Source organism: Hymenobacter mucosus (assembly GCF_900188255.1).
GTDB classification, from domain to species: domain Bacteria; phylum Bacteroidota; class Bacteroidia; order Cytophagales; family Hymenobacteraceae; genus Hymenobacter; species Hymenobacter mucosus.
In genome coordinates this window covers 488,924-507,301 of record NZ_FZNS01000003.1, presented here as the reverse complement: position 1 = coordinate 507,301, position 18,378 = coordinate 488,924, and the positions used below count along the sequence as shown (strand labels likewise).

At 55.7% G+C, this 18,378-nt stretch carries 19 protein-coding genes; 9 read left to right on the top strand and 10 right to left on the bottom strand.

Features of this window, described 5'->3' with window-relative positions:
• Positions 1-103: 103 nt before the first annotated feature.
• A complete protein-coding gene (locus CHB83_RS09400) occupies positions 104-505 on the bottom strand; it encodes a hypothetical protein (protein WP_045689319.1) in 402 nt (133 codons plus the stop codon).
• Between the two features lie 147 nt (positions 506-652).
• Here CHB83_RS09400 and CHB83_RS09395 point away from each other — a divergent pair, with 147 nt between their 5' ends.
• Positions 653-2,650 carry a WG repeat-containing protein gene (locus tag CHB83_RS09395; RefSeq protein WP_089332439.1) on the top strand — a complete coding sequence of 666 codons (1,998 nt, stop codon included), beginning with the start codon at positions 653-655 and terminating at the stop codon, positions 2,648-2,650.
• Between the two features lie 24 nt (positions 2,651-2,674).
• Here the strand turns inward: CHB83_RS09395 and CHB83_RS09390 are convergent, their stop codons facing one another.
• Positions 2,675-3,142: a DUF6799 domain-containing protein gene (locus CHB83_RS09390; protein WP_143437078.1), complete on the bottom strand. Its 468-nt coding sequence runs from the start codon at positions 3,140-3,142 to the stop codon at positions 2,675-2,677.
• A gap of 223 nt (positions 3,143-3,365) precedes the next feature.
• Here CHB83_RS09390 and CHB83_RS09385 point away from each other — a divergent pair, with 223 nt between their 5' ends.
• A complete protein-coding gene (locus tag CHB83_RS09385) occupies positions 3,366-3,692 on the top strand; it encodes a hypothetical protein (protein ID WP_089332549.1) in 327 nt (108 codons plus the stop codon).
• Between the two features lie 162 nt (positions 3,693-3,854).
• On the opposite strand, the gene CHB83_RS09380 is transcribed toward CHB83_RS09385, so the two are convergent.
• Positions 3,855-5,396 (bottom strand): tetratricopeptide repeat protein, encoded by a 1,542-nt coding sequence (locus CHB83_RS09380; RefSeq protein ID WP_089332437.1) that lies wholly within the window; start codon positions 5,394-5,396, stop codon positions 3,855-3,857.
• A gap of 789 nt (positions 5,397-6,185) precedes the next feature.
• Here CHB83_RS09380 and CHB83_RS09370 point away from each other — a divergent pair.
• The 3 genes from CHB83_RS09370 to CHB83_RS09360 all read left to right on the top strand — a co-directional run bounded on the left by CHB83_RS09370 (position 6,186) and on the right by CHB83_RS09360 (position 8,188).
• Positions 6,186-6,404: a CsbD family protein gene (locus tag CHB83_RS09370; RefSeq protein WP_045689324.1), complete on the top strand. Its 219-nt coding sequence runs from the start codon at positions 6,186-6,188 to the stop codon at positions 6,402-6,404.
• Positions 6,405-6,539: 135 nt separating this feature from the next.
• The gene (locus tag CHB83_RS09365) at positions 6,540-7,148 is read left to right on the top strand and encodes a hypothetical protein (protein ID WP_089332435.1); all 609 of its coding nucleotides are present in this window, start codon (positions 6,540-6,542) and stop codon (positions 7,146-7,148) included.
• Positions 7,149-7,360: 212 nt separating this feature from the next.
• Positions 7,361-8,188 (top strand): DUF1206 domain-containing protein, encoded by an 828-nt coding sequence (locus CHB83_RS09360; RefSeq protein ID WP_072144838.1) that lies wholly within the window; start codon positions 7,361-7,363, stop codon positions 8,186-8,188.
• Between the two features lie 86 nt (positions 8,189-8,274).
• Here CHB83_RS09360 and CHB83_RS09355 read toward each other — a convergent pair whose 3' ends face one another.
• A complete protein-coding gene (locus tag CHB83_RS09355; protein WP_089332434.1) occupies positions 8,275-9,492 on the bottom strand; it encodes an NAD(P)-dependent oxidoreductase in 1,218 nt (405 codons plus the stop codon).
• Positions 9,493-9,818: 326 nt separating this feature from the next.
• On the opposite strand from CHB83_RS09355, the gene gcvP reads away from it, so the two are divergent.
• Positions 9,819-12,734 (top strand): aminomethyl-transferring glycine dehydrogenase, encoded by a 2,916-nt coding sequence (gene gcvP, locus CHB83_RS09350; RefSeq protein WP_045689331.1) that lies wholly within the window; start codon positions 9,819-9,821, stop codon positions 12,732-12,734.
• A 122-nt stretch (positions 12,735-12,856) separates the two neighbouring features.
• On the opposite strand, the gene CHB83_RS23800 is transcribed toward gcvP, so the two are convergent.
• Positions 12,857-13,147: an SH3 domain-containing protein gene (locus CHB83_RS23800; RefSeq protein ID WP_045690634.1), complete on the bottom strand. Its 291-nt coding sequence runs from the start codon at positions 13,145-13,147 to the stop codon at positions 12,857-12,859.
• 211 nt (positions 13,148-13,358) lie between these two features.
• On the opposite strand from CHB83_RS23800, the gene CHB83_RS23795 reads away from it, so the two are divergent.
• A complete protein-coding gene (locus CHB83_RS23795) occupies positions 13,359-13,961 on the top strand; it encodes a DUF4136 domain-containing protein (protein WP_045690635.1) in 603 nt (200 codons plus the stop codon).
• 106 nt (positions 13,962-14,067) lie between these two features.
• Positions 14,068-14,694, top strand: coding sequence for a hypothetical protein (locus CHB83_RS09340; protein ID WP_143437076.1), 627 nt, complete (start codon positions 14,068-14,070; stop codon positions 14,692-14,694).
• 97 nt (positions 14,695-14,791) lie between these two features.
• Here CHB83_RS09340 and lipA read toward each other — a convergent pair whose 3' ends face one another.
• The gene (lipA, locus tag CHB83_RS09335) at positions 14,792-15,685 is read right to left on the bottom strand and encodes a lipoyl synthase (RefSeq protein ID WP_045687306.1); all 894 of its coding nucleotides are present in this window, start codon (positions 15,683-15,685) and stop codon (positions 14,792-14,794) included.
• Between the two features lie 189 nt (positions 15,686-15,874).
• Positions 15,875-16,681 carry a hypothetical protein gene (locus CHB83_RS09330; RefSeq protein ID WP_143437074.1) on the bottom strand — a complete coding sequence of 269 codons (807 nt, stop codon included), beginning with the start codon at positions 16,679-16,681 and terminating at the stop codon, positions 15,875-15,877.
• Positions 16,682-16,795: 114 nt separating this feature from the next.
• On the opposite strand from CHB83_RS09330, the gene CHB83_RS09325 reads away from it, so the two are divergent.
• A complete protein-coding gene (locus CHB83_RS09325) occupies positions 16,796-17,200 on the top strand; it encodes an OsmC family protein (protein WP_045687304.1) in 405 nt (134 codons plus the stop codon).
• A 96-nt stretch (positions 17,201-17,296) separates the two neighbouring features.
• Here CHB83_RS09325 and ytxJ read toward each other — a convergent pair whose 3' ends face one another.
• From ytxJ to CHB83_RS09310, 3 genes are all read right to left on the bottom strand, one after another.
• Positions 17,297-17,638, bottom strand: coding sequence for a bacillithiol system redox-active protein YtxJ (ytxJ, locus tag CHB83_RS09320; protein ID WP_045687303.1), 342 nt, complete (start codon positions 17,636-17,638; stop codon positions 17,297-17,299).
• 16 nt (positions 17,639-17,654) lie between these two features.
• On the bottom strand, positions 17,655-17,987 hold the full coding sequence (locus CHB83_RS09315) for a hypothetical protein (protein ID WP_089332432.1): 333 nt from the start codon (positions 17,985-17,987) through the stop codon (positions 17,655-17,657).
• Between the two features lie 67 nt (positions 17,988-18,054).
• On the bottom strand, positions 18,055-18,372 hold the full coding sequence (locus tag CHB83_RS09310) for a hypothetical protein (RefSeq protein WP_089332431.1): 318 nt from the start codon (positions 18,370-18,372) through the stop codon (positions 18,055-18,057).
• Positions 18,373-18,378 lie beyond the last annotated feature (6 nt).

The window sequence follows — 18,378 nt, the reverse complement described above, 5'->3', positions numbered from 1 at the left end:
ACACATTACCTATGGCCGGCCAATATGTTTTCTACGCACTGCCAGAACACACAAAACCCCGCCTGGTACCAGGCGGGGTTTTAGAGGGTATGCTACCACATGTTTAGCGTGATAAGGTAGACCCCAGTTTGATGAGCAGCTTTCCGAGCTGGGCCAGTGGGCCGCTATAGCCATCGGAAGTTTCATCCGCTACTTTAGACGTCTCAGCGCCCAGTGTAGCAAGGGTTTCGGCAATGTCATGCACTTGCGTATCAGAAGCCGTCAGTTGCTCCCGCAGGCTAGTCAACTCCTGGATTATCTTGGCCAGCCCTGGGCGTTCTGACGCACGGAGTACTTCCGTCCAACGGTCTATTTCAACCAGGCCTTGGTCGTTGGCTTTATCGGGGGCTCCAGCGTTCAGCAAGTTCAGCGTGTCTTCGAGCAGCGCAGAGTTTTGCTGATCCGTTACATCTAGCGGTATGGTAGGCGTGGCTGGGGTCTGGGGGGTGGAGGCAGTAGAATCCATATAGTAGAAAAGCAAAAACAAATGGTTGAAAGAGCGTAAAGGGCTATACTTACCCGGCTCCGGAAAAGTTGGGCTTGTTGCGCTGGGTGTTTCTGCATCCTGCTTACGCATCACTGGCCGAAAACTTGCGGGGCCGTTGCCACTCCTATGCTGCACACCTACCAAGCCGATCCTTTTGCTGACCCTATCCGCCAACACCAGTTTGACGCGGTAGCAGCCGCCTTAGCGGTTGATTCTAGCGCGTCCGACACCCTGCTACTAGGAAACTTTCCTCTTTCTCCTGGCACCACTGCCGATGCCGTAGTCGTACGGCCGCGTAGCATTACCCTGCTACTGTTTGTACCTCACGGAGGGCTACTACACATTCCTGACTTGCGCTACGGTAGCTGGCAGCTTGATGACGTCCCGCTGGCTGGCAATGCAGAAGCCGACAACCCTTTTCAGCAATTTCGGGAGCAGCGCGAAGCAGTAGCGGCGTGGCTTGCTCCGCGCTTGCCAGCCGATGCAGCTAACCTGCAATTCATTAGCGGGCTGGTGCTGTTTGCCGAGCCTGTACGCTTTGGGCCGGAGGTAGAGGAGCGCATGAGTTCCGTGCCTACGGCCTCGCTTTTTCACTTGCTGCCCAACCCCGCCCGTTTTACGCGCCGCCTGGCCCAGTTGGCCTCCCCAGAAATTGACCTAACAGCGGCCGATGTACGGCACTTAGCCGCCGAGGTAGGGCTACCGGTTGACGACCAGCCGCTCGCCCCGGCCGTGGCGCCAGCTACCGTCTATGCTCCCAGTGCAACCGACTTGCTACGCAGCAAAGCCGGGCGACTCTGGCGGTGGCTGGGTGCCGAAGATGTAGATGAACTGGACCGGGCCGACTCCGGGTACGAGGTAGATGTGGTGGCTCGCAGCCAAGAAAAAGCGCGGCTGGAAGAACTGCGCGCTACCCTGCAGGCCGACCTAAGCCAACAGCTACGTGCCATGGAGGCCCGGGAAGAAGAACGAGAGCAGCGCATTAGTCAGTTGCAGCACCAGCTAGCGGCAGCTCCCATATCGCCCAACACGTCCTCTACGCTGCAAGAGCAACTAGCCCAGGAGAAGCAGGAGAAGGCTGCGCTAGAATCCTCTATTCAGGCGTATCGGGCGGAGCTGGAAAACCGCAATCAGGAGCTCGGCACCAAAATTCAGCAGCTTGAAAATTTGCTACAACGGTTTGCCGCGGCTCCCCTTATAGGGCCTGTGCCCAGCCCTGCACCAGTACACGGGACCTCGCCGGCGCAGCCCCCCACCTCCTTAGGTAGCCCTGCGCCGGCCCCCGCTGGCCCTTCACCATCAGCTACTACTTCTTACCCATCTTCGGCTGGTTGGTCGCAAGAGGCGCGCAAGCAGGTGCTGGCTGGCGTCAGTAAGGGCCGCACCGTTCTTCAACGATTTGCTACTTGGGCCACACCGCACGTCACCCAGCTCCGCCACCAGCCCCGCAATCTTGCCTATGCAGCAGCCGGCGCTGCTCTGCTGCTAGCAGTAGCGGTAGTGCGCTGTAGCGACACCCCTGCTCCCGTTCCCTTCCGTCAAGGCGGCCTTCAGGGCCTACTTACCGCCAGCGGCGACACTCTGGTACCAGCTCGCTACGCCAGCATTGGGGAGTTTCAGGGCGGCCGTGCTGTAGTAGAACAAAACAAGGTTTTTGGCTTCATTGATGATGAAGGCCAGGAGGTGGTAGCACCCGCTTACGACGCGCTGTTTCCTTACTCTGATGGCTACGCGCGGGCCCGCATTGGCAAGTTCTACACCTTTCTGAATATGGATGGTGAGGAATTTGGGGCGTATTTCTACAGCGCCCGCGACTTTGCCAACAAGCATGCTGCTGTACTCGATTACCGGGGGTGGTTTTACATCACGGGCCCCGATGCACCGACCACACCACCGCCCACCTTTCAGGAAGCTTATTCCTTTGACAAGGGCCTAGCGCGAGTGAAAACCAAGGGCGCCTTTACTTTCGTTTCTGAAGAGTACTTAGCCGATACTACTGCAGGCACCGCTCCCTTTGGCCGCTATTCGCAAGCCACCGACTTCGATCCGCAGGAGCGGGCCTGGGTACGGCAGAATGGGCGCGGCTTCTACATTAACCGGGAAGGCGAAGAACTGAAAAATTAATTCGCTTCTACGGTTATGTAGCGGCTAGTCTTCGTCATCATCACCGTGCTTATTCTTTTTGTGCTTACCGGCTTTTTTGCCTTTACCGTGGCCGCGCTCTTTCCCATTCCTCCAGCGTTGCGCTTGCAGGAGGGCTGGCTCCGCAGGCACCGCTACTGGAGCCGATGCCATAGGGGCGGCCAAGCTCAGGCGGCCATTAGAACGCGTAACTACGGCCACCGGCTGTCCCAGCAAGGTACAGCCTCGGCCCTCCGCTAGTTCCGTACGCCGGCCATCGCGCTCCACCACAAAGCCGTCGCGCGTGACGGTGCGTCCATTGGGCAAATGCACATCGCGCAGCATAGGCCGCGCTTGTCCGTTGCGCAATACGTACATCGAGCCGTCGCGGCGTTGGAATCCATCGTTTGCCTGCGCGTGTGCTCGTAAGCTGCTCAACACCACGCATGCAACTACCAAAGTGCCCTGTACTCGGCTGGAAAAAGAACGCTGCACTGAATACCTCACGTTTGAATTTGCATTGTGGCCGGGGCCTAGTAGCCGGCCCGCTTCTAAGCCCGAGCTACGGCTGAACTACCCTCCCCGTTGTGAAGAACAGCTCAGCAGAAAATCTTTTGCAAAGATGGGTTACTTTCTAATCACCGCATTATTAATCACCGTGCGACAGGTAGTGTCGCGCTTACGCTACTATTCCCTCACCCATCTTAGTATTTTTCCCATGAAATCCATTTTCAAGTCCCTGCTTGTTGCTGCTGCCGTTACGTTCTCTGTTGCTTCTTGCACGCAAGAGGGCAAAGAAAATGCAGATGCTGCTGCTACCAACGCCGAAGCTGCTGCTGAGCACACCGGCGACGCTGCTGAAGCTGAAGTGAACAACGCTGGCGAGGCCATTGAAAACTCGGCTGAGAAAGCAGCCGATAAAACCGAAGCTGCCGCTGACGAAGCTGCTGCTGAGACCAAAGCCGCTGCCTCTAACGCTGCTGCTGCTACCGAAGAAGCTGCTGGCGACGCTAAGGCCGAAATCAACGCTGCAGAGAAAAACTAACACCACGCCGACGCCGGACGGCACCGTGGTATAGTCGCAATGCCCGCCCTGGTTTCAGTGGCGGGCATTGTTGTTTTTTGCCCTGTGCCTCCTCACTCATAGCTGGCCTTGGCTGGCATAAGGGGGTACTAACCCCATAGTTTCTAACCAGAGCGTGGGGCTTCACAAGCTGAGTTCGGGCACTATTTCGGTGGCACCGGCTAGCTGCACCAGCACCTCGTAGTAGGGGCGTCCTTCAATGCGCGCGTGCAGCCAGCCATAGAAACTGAGTGCCTGTAAGTCTTCCTGTTCCAAAGAGACGAAGGAAGGCAAGCTGGTAGCGCGCTGCACAAAGTCGGCGTTCTGCACCACGGTTGGGTCATCCAGAATTTCCTTTACCAGGCCTAAATAGCACAGCACCGTAGCATACCCGCCACCATCGGCCCCGAACCGCTCGCGCATCAGCCGCTCAATTGCCCGCAAGCGGTTTAGAGCCAGATCAGGGTTGCCCAACTCCAGTTGAATCAGCATCTCGCCCATGTTGCGGTTTACAACCCATTCTACGCCCATTTCCTGCTCGCACCAGTGGTCGGAGCGGCCAATGGCAATAACGGCCTGGTTAGCTTTCTGAAACTGGCCTTCGGCGAAATAGTGAAAGCCCAACCCTAGGCGGGCCGTGAGCTGGTCGCGGGGGGAAAGAGGTGTGCGCAATACTTCCTCCAGCAACCGAATACTCTCGGCGTTCCGGCGCAGGAAGGCGTAATTTGCCGCCAGCAAAAAGGTGTAGCGGGGCCGCATGGCAGCTGCCAAAGTGCGCGGGCCATCTTCCAGGAGTATTCGCAACCGCTCCACATACTCCACCGATTCGCGGAAGCGACGGGTGCGGTACAGGGCGTGCGCTATCATATACAGGAGCCCAGTTTGTGCTTCGCGATGAGCAGGCAGAAAACCATGGCGCTTTTCCATTAGATGATAGCACCGCATCACAAAGGGAGCAAACGATAAGAAGTCGCGGCGCACTAGCATAGCCGAGCGGGCAATGGACATGAGCCGGTAGAGCAGAGCCGGCCGTCGGGCAAAGGCTTCCTGCAAATCATACTCGCGCAGAACTTCCTGCAATATGCCGTCAAACGACTCGCCTGCTCGCCCTTTCACGCGCGCCGCCCGTAGGCGCTGACGAATTAGGCTATCGGCGATGTTGGCACGTTCTTCCTCATCGGCTGCTTTCTTATTGAGATGACGGCGCCGAATAATATCGTTCAGGTCGTCGGCGTATTTGCTGCCAGCCTGGGTTATTTGCAGGTTATATACCGTATTCAGTAGCTCGTACTGCTCGTTCTGGCAAGCTAGCTTTTCGGCCTTGCGTAAGGTAGACCACGCCAAGCGAGGGATACCTGCCTCGAATAGGTATTGGGCTAAGGTGAGAAGTCCTCGCACCGAAGAAGCCGCCGTAGGATCTTGCTGCCGCTGGCGGAGTAGTAGGTAATCCGTTAGATGACGCATGAGGCGCTTGCGCAAGGCGTAGTACGCCACGGCATTGGGCTCCTCGGGGTATAGACGCGCCAGTAGCTCCTCCGTTGTATATTCTTTCTGATGCAGCAATAGCTCGAAGAGGTGGGAGTCCATCCGCCCTTTTTGCTTACGCCGCTGCCGCTGAATAAACCGACCAAATTCCTTTCGGTCGTCGGGGGTGAAGGTGCTTAGAGTAGTACGTAAATCATCCATTGCGATAAAGTGAACAGGCACTCAATAATAGAGAATAAACTACATATTCGCTTATACTCCTTAAGCCTAATGCAAAGCCTCATTAAAGTCTAACAAACAGCTAGTTATGCATATTTACATAGGATTTAAAAAGTCTGAATTATTCAAGTTTTCTTTCTGATGCTTGTATAGCTAGTAGTAACATTGTTTATCCTTCCTTTCCTACTCTATGATGCTATACCGTCTTTCATGCAGTCTACTAGTACTCCTTAGTATGCACCTGACCGGCTTTGCCCAAAAGCCGCGGCATGAGCAATGGAACGAATACACGGCGGCCAGCGGAAGCCCTAGCTTCTACACTCCTTCAGCACCGGTCGCACCCGACAGCAGTTGCATCTGGGCCGATGACGAAACGCTTCGCAGCTTGCTAGATGATTCGCTGGTACTGACGGAAGCTACTGCAGCGCTTTTTCCATTGGCCATCTACTCACCTGGGCTTCGCGTTGGGAGCCTGGTTACAGCTGCATCAGCAAACGCTTCACTCCCTCTTACTGCCCAACAGGCTACTAGCGCTATACTAACCGAGGGCGCCATGCCTACCCTCCTATTTACCTCAAAAGTAATTCCTTATATAACCAGCAGAAAGAAAATTCTGGCTTTGTCTCGGGCATAAGTACTCGTAGTAACGGGGGTTCGTGCTGGTGAGCAATGTCCACAGCTTGGCGCTGTTTATCTTATTTACTCATCATTAACCTTACCCTTAGCTCAACCGTATACTCTGGCGTCCTCCCACCTAAACACCCTACTAGTATGGATGCCAACAACAATAACATCAACGACTCTACCGAACTGCGTGCCCGCGGCAACTGGAACGAAGTGAAAGGCCAAGCCAAGCAGAAATGGGGCAACCTAACCGACGATGACCTGACCTACGAAGAAGGTCAGCAGGATGAGTGGTTCGGCCGTCTTCAGCACAAGACCGGCGAAACTATTGACGACATCAAAGCCTGGTTCCACCGCACTTTCTAAGAGAACCTAAGTAGAGAGGCCTCGCACTTATTCTGTGCGGGGCCTTTTTTTGCCTTCCAGACGCATTTTAGGAGCTACGCGGAACCTGTTTTTGTTGGTTCATGCTACCTAAAATAGAATCCTTGCCCGCTTACTATGCCTATCTCAGTTGATGAGCTACGGACCCTTGGGAACCAGGCAGTACTAGAGTTACCCAAAACAGCCTTTTTTTGCTCGCGCGAGTACCCCGCTGCTATTGAGCGCGCCACATACTTATGGGCCATGGAACAGCGCATGAATAAGCACTGCGTGCTTTCCGGGTTTCACTCGAAGCTAGAGCAAACCGTGCTGCGCTACTTACGCCAAGATGGCAACCATCCTATTGCGTACGCGCTAGGCAGAGGTATTCAATCGGGCTTGGCGTTTGAGTATGAGCGGGAGCTTACTACCGGCCAGCTACTCTTTCTGTCTCCCTTCGAAACCAACGTAGCCATTGTAACTAAGGAAACGGTGGCTATTCGGAATCTGCTGCTCGCCGATCTGGCCGACGATTTCTTTGTTCCCTACGTGACACCCAACGGCAACTTGGAGCAACTGCTGGCCAATCCTCTTGCGCAGAACAAGCCTATCCTAACGCTGGACTTACCGGCCAACCGGTACCTCCTTGACCTGGGCGCAGAGGTGTACCAACCAAACCTACTCCTGAGCTCCCACGACAGTTGGTTGTTGGGGGGGCCTACGTTGCCTAACGGACCAGCTAATTAGACTCAGCGGCTATAAAGCAAGTAGCGGCATAAGGATCTAAACGAGGTAGTGTTACGTGGTGTGCGGTTAGTTGCGTTGCTGTTGTGCAGCGAGAGTATGTGCAAGCGGGCAGTGCCGGAGTGGAGTAGCATGCTTTCCAGCCGAGGCAGAACAACTATTAGAGCTTGGTTTTGCGTATGGGGTAAAAAATGTCTCCCTAACCATCCTGCTCTATGTCTGCCTCCGATACATTACTCTCCGCCGTCCCGTCTTCACCCTCCTCGGGTATCAGAACACTGGCTCGCTTTGGCTTTGCTGCCAAGGGCGTGGTATACCTGCTTATTGGGCTATTGGCTCTCCTAGCGGCCACCGGCCAGCGCGGCGGCCAAACCGCCGACAAGAAACAAGCCGTACAAACGCTGCAAGATTTGCCTGGCGGGCCTGTGCTCTTGGGCCTCATTGCTTTTGGCTTGCTGGGCTACATTGTGTGGCGCTTCACGCAAGCCACGCTCGACACCGAGAATAAAGGCTCCGATGCCAAAGGCCTGGGCCGGCGCATTGGCTACGCTGCTAGTGGCTTGCTATACGCCAGCCTTGCTTGGTACGCCGCTCAGCTTGCCTGGAAAGGCTCAGCCGATTCTAGCTCGAACGGCCAGCAAACGCTTACCGCCACCATTTTAAGCTGGCCCGCTGGCGAATGGATTATCATGGCTGTGGGCCTTGCCATCATCGGAACGGGCCTCTACCAGATTTACCGGGCGTACTCCGGCAAGTTTCATAAGCATGTGAATGCCAGTGGCCTGCCTGCTAACCAGCAAAACATCGTGTACCGCACTGGTCAGGTAGGCTACACGGCCCGGGGCATTGTAATGGGTATCATTGGTTACTTCTTCGTGCAGGCAGGTCGCCAGTCGAGCGCTCAAGCCGTTGGCACTACCGACGAAGCATTTGACCTGCTGGCTACTATGGGTCCCGGCGTGTTGGCCGTAGTAGCCCTCGGACTTATGGCCTACGGCGTATACATGCTGGTGCAAGCCCGTTATCCTGTGCTACGCATCTGAGTCTAGTGAACTCACGAATAAACATCAACTAAAAGGCCCTTGCTATCTAGCAAGGGCCTTTTAGTTGATAGGGCAAGCGTCATCCGCTAGGCTACATAATCAGCCAGATACTGGTAGCGTGCCGTGAGTGCTCCATTGCGGGCAATGGTAGCGCGCTCTATCACATCATCAGGGCCGGCTTCAAGCATTATATGCGGTAGCACATTATCTATAAGCTGCCGGCCAAAGTCGCGGCTAGCATTTCGCGGCAACTCACAGGGCAGGTTGTCAACGGCCATAATGGTAATGTTGGACGGGCGCGAATAGGGCGGCTCTAGTTCCCCAGTCTGGCAGTTGTAGTCGAAGGCAGGCTCAGGAATGCTGCTCGCCCGCTTGGTGGTTGGGATGGACCCGTTCACGTCGCAGGTCACGTCGGCAATGGTGTTGATGCGGAAGTCGGGGCGCTGGGTGTCTGCTTCCTCAAATAAACGGGGAGCCGCCGGGTGCCAGTAGGCACAGGCAATGAGCAGGTCCGTAACCGGCAGGAAGTTCTGAAACGTCGATTCGTACTCGTGAGGATTGCGGTGGAAATCAGGCGTGTCCCATACCCGGCCGTCGCGCCGGCGGTTGTAATCGGAGGAGCGCAACTGGGTATACACGGGTACTCCAAAGTCGTGGTACAGGTAGTCGTACACGCTCACCCGCCGAATACCCATCCGGTCTAGCACCTCCACGGCTCCCTGCGCTACCCTTCCCGAGCCGGTAACCACCATTTTAATGGGCGGCATGCGCTTCACCTTGAAGAACTCTTCCTGCATATCCTCCATATCTACGCACTGGTGCGCCGGCTTCAGGTCGTAGAGCGCATGCTTGCGGCCGTAGGTCAGTAGGGCGTTGTACGCCCCCACAATGCCGGCCCACCGGCCAAAAGCAACTATCCGCTCCCCTCCTTCACCAGTAGTCAGCAGTTCGTAGTCGATGAGGGTAATATTTTTCTGCAACACCTGCCGCAGCAATTCCCGGTTGGCAGGCTGCTTCTTGACCGTATGCGAAAAAAACAGGTAAGTTTTGTTGGGTATGAGCTGGGCAGGCGGCACCTCCTTCACGCCCAGCAAAAGGTCGCACTCCGCTACCGTAGGCTGCACGGCAATGCCCAGGTCGCGGTACTCCTGGTCGGCGAAGCAGCGCACCGCGCTTTCCTGCACTATAATCTTGAGGCCGGGAAAGCGGGCTTCTGCCTCAGCGCATTTTTTTGGAGTCAGCGGAACGCGTTTATCGGGTGGAGTTTTGCCTTCTCGAATTAGGCCAAGGGTTATAGAACGCATAGAGGGGTAATAGTGGGTGGAATCGGGGTTGAATCTGCGGAAAATTGTTGAGTTAGTATATGTCCTCTCCTTCGCTAGTCGTAGCTCAGCCGCCATTACCCAGAAAATGCGTAGCCTTTTGCAAGCTCAACGGTTGAAAAGCAAGCGCCATCCAGCACCGTGGGGTTGGCGCTAGTTGGAGGCGGGTAGCTGCGGGAAGATGAAGCTGCTGGAACAAGCCCAAACTTTTGCTGGTTTTAGCACGGAAGCGTGAAGGCTTTTCGCGCTACCTTTGTATGGGCTCCTGCCTAGGGCCTTGCTTTATTGCCATCCTCACCCCTGCTTTTATGTTGCTTCAACCCAAGCCCGCCGACCTGTTTGTGGACCGCCATAATGGCCCAGACGAGGCAGCGGTTGCTGAAATGCTACGCACTATTGGTGTGGAGTCGATTGACCAACTCATCGACGAAACCGTGCCGACCGCCATCCGCCTGAAGAAGCCGCTGAACCTGCCCGCTGCCCTCACGGAGCGGGCTTTTTTGGCGAAATTCAAAAAGATTGCCGGCCAGAATAAGCTGTTCAAAAACTACATCGGACTGGGCTACCACGATACCCAGCTGCCGCCCGTTATTCAGCGCAACATTCTCGAAAACCCCGGCTGGTACACGGCCTACACGCCCTACCAAGCCGAAATTGCTCAGGGCCGCCTAGAGGCACTCATCAACTACCAGACGATGGTGATTGACTTGACGGGCCTTGAAATTGCCAATGCCAGCCTACTCGACGAAGGCACCGCCGCCGCCGAAACGCTGCACATGTTCCACTCGCTGTCGAAGAAGAAACAAGCCACCCGCTACTTCGTGTCGGAGCAGGTGCTACCCCAAACTATCGACGTACTGCGCACCCGCGCTACCCCTCTTGGCATTGAACTGGTAGTAGGCGACCACCGCACGGTGGACCTCACGGATGCCTCCCTGTTCGGAGCCATCCTGCAATACCCAGCCGCCGACGGCGCCGTGTACGACTACACCGAGTTCATCACGAAAGCTCACGACAACGGCCTGTTCGTAACGGTGGCTGCCGACCTTCTGGCCCTGACGCTGCTTACGCCTCCCGGCGAAATGGGTGCCGATGCCGTGGTAGGTAACTCCCAGCGTTTTGGTGTGCCCATGGGCTATGGTGGCCCTCACGCTGGCTTCCTGGCTACCAAGGACGCGTTCAAGCGCGTAATTCCCGGCCGTATTATTGGTCAGAGCATTGATGCCGCCGGCAACAAGGCCTACCGCATGGCCCTGCAAACCCGCGAGCAGCACATCCGCCGCGAGAAGGCTACCTCCAATATTTGCACGGCGCAGGTACTGCTGTCGGTGCTGGCGGGTATGTACGCCGTGTACCACGGCCCGCAGCGCCTCCGTCAGTTTGCTTCCAACGTGCACGCTCTAGCCCAAACCCTGGCTGGTGCGCTCACGGGATTAGGCTTGGAGCAAACCAACGCGTTCTACTTCGACACGCTGGACATTCAGTTGGAAAGCACCGAGTTGCAGCAAGCCGTTCGTCAGGAAGCCGAGGCGGCAAGCATCAATTTCCGCTATTTCGGGGAAACCCAAGTAGGCATTTCGCTGAACCAGAACACGGAGCTGAAAGACGTGCAGGACATCGTGGCGGTGTTTGCCAAGGTACTTGGTAAGGACGCCCCACAACTTGCCTTCCCCGCCGAGGTAGCAGTAAACTGGGATGAGCGCCTGATTCGCACAAGCGAGTACCTGACTCACCCCATCTTCAACACGCACCACTCAGAAACGGAGATGCTGCGCTACATGAAGCAGCTGGAGAACAAAGACCTGAGCTTGGCTCACTCGATGATTCCGCTGGGTTCGTGTACCATGAAGCTAAACGCTACCGCCGAAATGATTCCGGTGACGTGGCCGGAAATTGGCGGCTTACACCCCTTCGCACCCCGGGAGCAAGCCCAAGGCTACACCGAAATCTTCCGCGACCTGGAAGCGTGGCTGTGTGAAGTAACGGGCTTTGCGGCCGTTAGTCTGCAACCCAACTCGGGCGCTCAGGGCGAGTACGCTGGCCTGCTAGCCATCAAAGGCTACCACGATGCCCGCGGCGACCAGCACCGCAATGTGGCTCTCATCCCGGCATCAGCCCACGGCACTAACCCGGCGTCGGCAGTTATGGCGGGTATGCAGGTAGTAGTGGTCAAGAGCACGGAAGAAGGTAACATTGACGTGGAGGACCTGAAGGCTAAAGCCGCTCAGTACGCCGACAAGCTCAGCTGCCTGATGGTGACCTACCCCAGCACCCACGGTGTGTATGAAGAAACCATCATCGACATCTGCCAAACCATTCACCAGCATGGGGGCCGCGTGTACATGGACGGCGCCAACATGAACGCCCAAGTGGGCCTCACCTCGCCCGCTACCATCGGGGCCGACGTATGCCACCTGAACCTGCATAAGACCTTCTGCATTCCGCACGGCGGTGGTGGTCCTGGTGTAGGCCCCATTGGGGTAGTAGCCGATTTGGCTCCTTACCTGCCTGGACACGTACTCATTGACGCCGATGGCCGCACTTACGGGGCCGTTACGTCTGCGCCTTGGGGTTCGGCCAGCATTCTGCCCATCAGCTACGCCTACATTTCGATGATGGGTGGAGAAGGCCTTACGCAGGCTACCCGCACGGCCATCCTGAATGCCAACTACATTAAGGCGTGCCTGGAAGAGCACTACCCAGTGCTGTACACCGGCGCCAATGGCCGTTGCGCCCACGAAATGATTCTGGACTGCCGCCAGTTCAAGAAAGCAGGCATTGAGGTAGAGGACATTGCCAAGCGGCTGATGGACTACGGTTTCCACGCGCCCACAGTGTCATTCCCAGTAGCAGGCACCCTAATGGTAGAGCCCACCGAGTCGGAAAGCAAGGAAGAGCTGGACCGCTTTATTGAGGCCATGGTGTGCATCCGCAAGGAAATTGCCGCCGTGGAGGAAGGCCGCGCCGATGCCAAGGAAAACGTGCTCAAGCATGCCCCTCACACAGCAGCTACCGTGCTTGTAGGCGAGTGGACGCGCCCATACACCCGCGAAGAGGCCGTATTCCCCACGGAGTACGTGCGCGCCGCCAAGTTCTGGCCGGCCGTATCGCGTATCGACTCCGCCTACGGTGACCGTAACCTAGTGTGCTCTTGCACGCCTATTGAACAGTACACCGATGCGGAAGAGAAACTAGTAGAAACCGACAAGGGTCCTTCTTACTAGCAAGAGCTGAAGCTACTCTAGTAGCTTTTACAAAAAAGGCCCGTGCGCATTGCACGGGCCTTTTTTGTAAAAGCTAAGTATGTACGAAGGGTAGCAATGCGTGTTGGAAGGCGGGCAGCTTACTACTGGGCGAAGCACGTACGGTACATGTAGCCACTTTCCGTTTTGCCGTTCACCGTAGCCCGTACTTTCACAAAGTAAGCATCAACGGTATCCATCACCTGCACTTCGTTGCCGGAGGAAATAGTGCCGAAGTTTTTGGAGTCCTTCGTCATGCCATCATACAGCATGCATTCGACCACCGTGTTATGTGCAACAATGCCCTTGGCTGGGCGCGAGCCACGGGCGTCGCTGGTAGCAGTGCAGGAAGCTAATAGAGCGAGGCCGCCCAAACCGAGTACTAGTTTAATCATGTTAGCAGGAAATAATGAGAGACTAATGTTAGCGGGGAAGATAGAGATATTTCAAGATTATGACCCTAATGCAGCCTGTAAACTAGCACTTAAATTTGTTCGTAAGGTACTTATATCCGGGAACGACGACCATATCCGTTGTGTTTCTATCTCAGAAGCCTGTAGCCTCGTGGCCAGCTTCTATTCTCCTCAATCGTCTTTTTCGCTTCATATGAACCGCATCACCCGTTTCCTGACTCGCCCGGCAGCTATGCTCGCCATGAGTTTTGGCCTTCTTTTGGGTCTGAGTGGTTGCGCCGGCACTTCGCGCGTAGGCGTTACCAATGACTTCGACCATTCTGTTAACTTCCGGGCGTACAAAACCTGGTCGTGGTATCCTCAACAGCCAACCGACACCGAAGGCGGCCCCGCCCAAGGCTACCAATCGTTTCTGGACAAGCGAATCCGCACGGCCGTAGAGCGTGAGATGGCCTCCAAGGGCCTCACATTCTCGGAAAAAGCACCCGACCTGTACGTGGCGTATTCCGCCAAAGTAGAGGACAAGCAGCAAGCCAACTACGGTGGCTATGGCCCTTTTGGCTACCCGTACTACGGCTATGGCTACGGTGGCCTTTACAATCGTAACTACATCACGAACTACAAAGCTGGCACCGTTATCATCGATTTCGTTGATGCTCGCCGTAAGGAGCTAGCGTGGCGTGGTCTTGGTCAGGCGCAGGTAGATCAGCAAACCATCTCCGAGCCGGAAGTGTACCGCATTGTAAACAGCATCTTGGGTACCTATCCTCCTCAAGACACTAATGCCCGGCGCTAGAACAATAAGCCAAGCAGACAACCTTTTGTATGTGAGAAGCCTCTTTCTTTGGAAGAGGCTTTTTTATGGGTGACGGACGATGGCAGCAAACTATCTTTTGGAGTACATGCGCCCTACCTTCCTTCTGTTGCTGAGCAGCCTAAGTATGGTTGGTTGTGCTACAGTTGGCGAAGGACTGTACGGAATGCGCCAAACCCAGACCATTGATTTCCCTCAAGTGAGGCAGTACGCCCAGGCGTATGGCGTAGGCACTGCCCCCGGCAAAAGCTTTGCACTGGATACTAGCTACCTCACCTTTCTTAAGAAACAGCCCCCAGCACGCCAGCGTGAGGCTACTCACCATGGCCAGCCCCTACAGTTGCTGTACTACAACCGAGCCGGCCAACTCGTGTCTTATTACGTGAGCTGCAATGCCAATGGATTCCCGAACCTGGAGTGGAATCACCGCAAATCGCTCGATGTCTTCCCTCCGGTTTCACAAACGCTACCCGACAGCCTCCTGTCCTTTGCGCAGTTGGCTCCTTTCCTGCGCACGGTAGGTGGTAGTCGGGTTAGCGCCATGGAGTCTTCCGCCGACTACACCGTTGTAGTGTTCTGGAGCCACCGCATGGGCCGGCAAAGCCAACGGCTGTTAGCGGCGGCGCACTACAACCTACAACGGGCCGCGGGCACCCAGAAAACCTACATCATGTACGTGAACAACGATGCCTACCTGAAACGGATTGGACTGTAAAGGCGCCGCCATCACTAGCGTACCAGCTTATACCACAAAAGGCCCAGCAACCGGAGCGGTGCTGGGCCTTTTGTGGTATAAGCTGGATAAAGCCTCCTTAGATTGGGACGTTCACGTGACGCTCGGCGTGGTAGCTACTACGTACCAGCGGGCCGCTTTCCACGTATTTCAGGCCCCGGGCCAAACCTTCCTCACGGTAGTGGGCAAATAGGTCGGGGTGAATAAACTCGGCTACTTCCAAGTGCCGCTTCGTTGGTTGCAGGTACTGGCCCAGCGTGAGAATATCGAGGCCATTAGCCACTAGGTCGTCCATGGCCCGGTACATTTCCTCTTTGGTTTCGCCCAGGCCCAGCATGATACCCGATTTCGTGCGCTTACCAGCTTCTTTGGTTCGCCGAATTTGCTCCAGACTACGGTCGTACTTGGCTTGAGGGCGCACAAGGCGGTAAAGGCTACCTACCGTTTCCACGTTGTGCGATACTACCTCTTGGCCACCCGCAATCATGGTATCCAACGCGGCCCAGTTGGCCTTCACGTCTGGAATTAGGGTTTCAATGGTAGTAGTAGGACTGAGCAGTTTGGTTTGCACCACCGTTTCATACCAGATGCTTGCGCCACGGTCTTTTAGTTCGTCGCGGTTTACGGAGGTAATAACTGCGTGCTTCACGCCCATGAGTTGAATAGCTTCCGCTACCCGGCGAGGCTCGTCGGTATCGTACTCGGTGGGACGGCCAGTAGCCACGGCACAGAAAGAGCAGGAACGGGTGCACACGTTGCCCAGAATCATGAACGTAGCGGTGCCAGCGCCCCAGCATTCGCCCATATTCGGGCAGTTGCCACTCTCGCAGATCGTGTTCAGCTTATGCTCATCCACCAAGCGGCGGACGTTGGCATAGGCTGGACCCACGGGCAGCTTCACCCGCAGCCAATCGGGCTTGCGCGGCTTGGCCGGAGCCGCCGCTTCCGGCTGAATAATAGGCAGAGTCAGCAACAAGTCATCCATAATACAAAGGTAGCTGGTAATTGGGGATTGACTACCGGTTAATGAGACACCGTAGCGCCGAAAATGTTCCCATCGGGTGGTAAGTCCGCCGGAAAGCACCGCGCCCGCTTTCTGACAACTAACAGAAAGCGGGCGCAAAATGAGTGATGCGAGGATATCTCTCCCAATGACCTCAACCTAGCTCCGGTGTCCTAAATAAAGAGTTAGGTACACGGAAGGGTAGAATGAGCGATTCAGTTTGTTATCGTCTACCTGGTTGGCGCGCAAAATGGGCAAGCGCTTCGTGTATGCTTCAAAGAGGAAGCCCGTTTCTACCCCAGCCACAGCATCTCGGTAGCGCCCGTACTCAAAGCCCAGCGCCCCCCGTACGTGTACGCCAACATGTGGCTTGGTTTCCCCAACACCAGTAAAGAGCGGGGCACGGTCGAGGATGCGCTGTGTAGAATGTATCTGCGGGTCGAACTGCTCGTTGCGAACATCGGTGATAGAGCCAACGGGCTGCCCCTGCGAATTGCGCTCCGTGTAGTCGTAGGCAATATAGTAAGGCATGAGCAGGGCAATGGATGGCCCACCTCCTATCAGCGCGTTTACTTGCACGCCCGTATCGGGAGCTTTCCGGAAGATAACTCGCTGCACACCCACGCTAGGGCGCAGCGCATACATGTAATTGGTTTTTCCGAGCACATACTGCCCCCCTACGCTATTGGAGACTTTCTGCTCCTTGGGATGCTTTACCTCCACTCCTTCAATGCTCCAAAAGCGGGCCCAGTCTTGGTTAAGCATGCGGGTAGAGCGAACCGAAATACCCCCGATTAGCCCCCCGCGGGTGTTGAAGTTAATGCCGTAGGTAAACTCTTTGCGGTAGGAGGCGTCTTCATTGCTCGGCGCCGCAGCTGCACTGCTCATTTGTTGAGCCTGCACGGCCGGGCTGGCTCCCAAGAGGGCCAGCAGCGCGCTGCCGCCCAAGACTAACTGTATACGCACAGGTCGCAAGGAAAAGAAACGGTGGAACGGTAGCCGCTCCCAGCCTTGGGAACCGCCAACACTGTCGAAAGTACGTAAATTTACCAGCATCGTATTGCCTAATTTTTCTATCTGATGAGCACTGCCACCGCCCGCTACGCCGGCCACCTCCGCACCGAAGCCACCCACGTGGCCTCCGGCAACACCATCCTTACCGACGCCCCCGTGGACAACCACGGCCGAGGGGAAGCTTTCTCACCCACTGACCTTGTTAGCGCGGCCCTGGGTGCGTGCATGATGACGATTATGGGGATTGTAGCTGACCGACATGAGCTAGACCTCACTGGCGTTCAGTACGATGTAACGAAGCATATGGCTGCCGAACCACGCCGTATTCGGCAAATTGACGTGCGCTTCCAGATGCCAGCCTCTCTTTCCGAAAAAGAACGCACCATCTTGGAAAATGCCGCCCGTACCTGCCCAGTAGCTCTTAGCTTGAACCCTGAAATTCAGCAGGAGGTTCAGTTCGACTACGTGTAGCCGGACACTAGTAAACAGGAAAAAGGAACGTGCCGGGCAGCTACATAAAAGCTACGCTCGGCACGTTCCTTTTTTAGAAAGACGTTGGTCTTACGCTTAACTAACGAGGCTTTTCACGTCGCTGAGGCGGATGCCCATGTGCGATGCATCATAGCGGCACTCTCCATCTTGAATGAGAAGCAGTTGAGGCGACTCGTGCCGGACGCCAAACTTTTCCGCTATTTCCTGAGAAATGGGTCGGAAGCGCAGCAAATCGAGGTAGTACACTTTAGTGCCTTCTAGGCCAGCACCGTCCCATTGCCGCTCTACCTTGGCCTTAGCGGCCGCACTGATGGAGCAGGTAGTGCTGTGCTTGAAGATGATTACTGGCTGCTCGTGCGACTCCCGAACGATTTCGGTGAGTTGCTCAGCTTGGGTAAGTGGTTGCCAGGGAGTCATATTGGAAAGGGTTAAGTTACGGGGTGGGTTGTTTTTCCTTTCTGCGAAGACGAAGATTTGCACGGGATGGTTCGCTAGCACGGGGCTCACCAGTCCGGTCGAACTGGTAATCGGCGCGGCCGTCGGCGGGTTTTACTACGGCTTGTCGGCCTCCATTTCCGTCTTTTAGCTCCGCTTTCGTTACGGCCAAGTGCGATTCTTTGTACTCAGCAGGGTAGCGGTTGGCATCGCGCAAGGCACGGCGGTTTTCGCGCCGCTGCTTACCCGATGTCTTGCCTTCTAGTTGGGCGTGGGCATCATGTGAACATAGCCCCCACAGCAGGGCTACTGACAGTAATATGTAGCGCATATCAGGTTACTAACACAATGAAAGAGAAGGGATAACAGGAGCCTTAGGACTTCTGCGTAGGTATACGTTAGAATGGTAACGTGATGCCTAAGAATTTGCGCTGGCCTACTTTCCGCTTCAACCGCCGCCGCTCGTATTTGGGCTTTTTCAAGAGGCCATTTTTGTCGTAGCTGTTCTTTTGGGTTTTCACCTCGCCTTTATCCACCGACATATCACGCCCGTCGGCCGATTGGTTGTCAGAGGTTGACGCCGCTTTTTTCACTTTCGGCTGGGGCGGCCCCTTAGGACTAGGCAACCGGTAGCGGTGACAGGCCGGCGCACTGAGTAGCAGCAACGCCGCCAGCAATAGCAGGCTCAGGCGGCGAAATGCTCCGGATGCATTCATAAAAAT

Excerpts from the sequence above, each read along its gene's own strand:
- CHB83_RS09370 (WP_045689324.1), top strand. The coding sequence starts at position 6,186 with ATGGATGCCAACAACAATAACATCAACGACTCTACCGAACTGCGTGCC.
- gcvP (WP_045689331.1), top strand. The coding sequence starts at position 9,819 with ATGTTGCTTCAACCCAAGCCCGCCGACCTGTTTGTGGACCGCCATAAT.
- CHB83_RS09385 (WP_089332549.1), top strand. The coding sequence starts at position 3,366 with ATGAAATCCATTTTCAAGTCCCTGCTTGTTGCTGCTGCCGTTACGTTC.
- CHB83_RS09325 (WP_045687304.1), top strand. The coding sequence starts at position 16,796 with ATGAGCACTGCCACCGCCCGCTACGCCGGCCACCTCCGCACCGAAGCC.
- CHB83_RS09340 (WP_143437076.1), top strand. The coding sequence starts at position 14,068 with ATGCGCCCTACCTTCCTTCTGTTGCTGAGCAGCCTAAGTATGGTTGGT.
- CHB83_RS09400 (WP_045689319.1), bottom strand. The coding sequence starts at position 505 with ATGGATTCTACTGCCTCCACCCCCCAGACCCCAGCCACGCCTACCATA.
- CHB83_RS09380 (WP_089332437.1), bottom strand. The coding sequence starts at position 5,396 with ATGGATGATTTACGTACTACTCTAAGCACCTTCACCCCCGACGACCGA.
- ytxJ (WP_045687303.1), bottom strand. The coding sequence starts at position 17,638 with ATGACTCCCTGGCAACCACTTACCCAAGCTGAGCAACTCACCGAAATC.
- CHB83_RS09395 (WP_089332439.1), top strand. The coding sequence starts at position 653 with ATGCTGCACACCTACCAAGCCGATCCTTTTGCTGACCCTATCCGCCAA.
- CHB83_RS09360 (WP_072144838.1), top strand. The coding sequence starts at position 7,361 with ATGTCTGCCTCCGATACATTACTCTCCGCCGTCCCGTCTTCACCCTCC.
- CHB83_RS09355 (WP_089332434.1), bottom strand. The coding sequence starts at position 9,492 with ATGCGTTCTATAACCCTTGGCCTAATTCGAGAAGGCAAAACTCCACCC.
- CHB83_RS09310 (WP_089332431.1), bottom strand. The coding sequence starts at position 18,372 with ATGAATGCATCCGGAGCATTTCGCCGCCTGAGCCTGCTATTGCTGGCG.
- CHB83_RS09315 (WP_089332432.1), bottom strand. The coding sequence starts at position 17,987 with ATGCGCTACATATTACTGTCAGTAGCCCTGCTGTGGGGGCTATGTTCA.
- CHB83_RS23795 (WP_045690635.1), top strand. The coding sequence starts at position 13,359 with ATGAACCGCATCACCCGTTTCCTGACTCGCCCGGCAGCTATGCTCGCC.
- CHB83_RS23800 (WP_045690634.1), bottom strand. The coding sequence starts at position 13,147 with ATGATTAAACTAGTACTCGGTTTGGGCGGCCTCGCTCTATTAGCTTCC.
- CHB83_RS09365 (WP_089332435.1), top strand. The coding sequence starts at position 6,540 with ATGCCTATCTCAGTTGATGAGCTACGGACCCTTGGGAACCAGGCAGTA.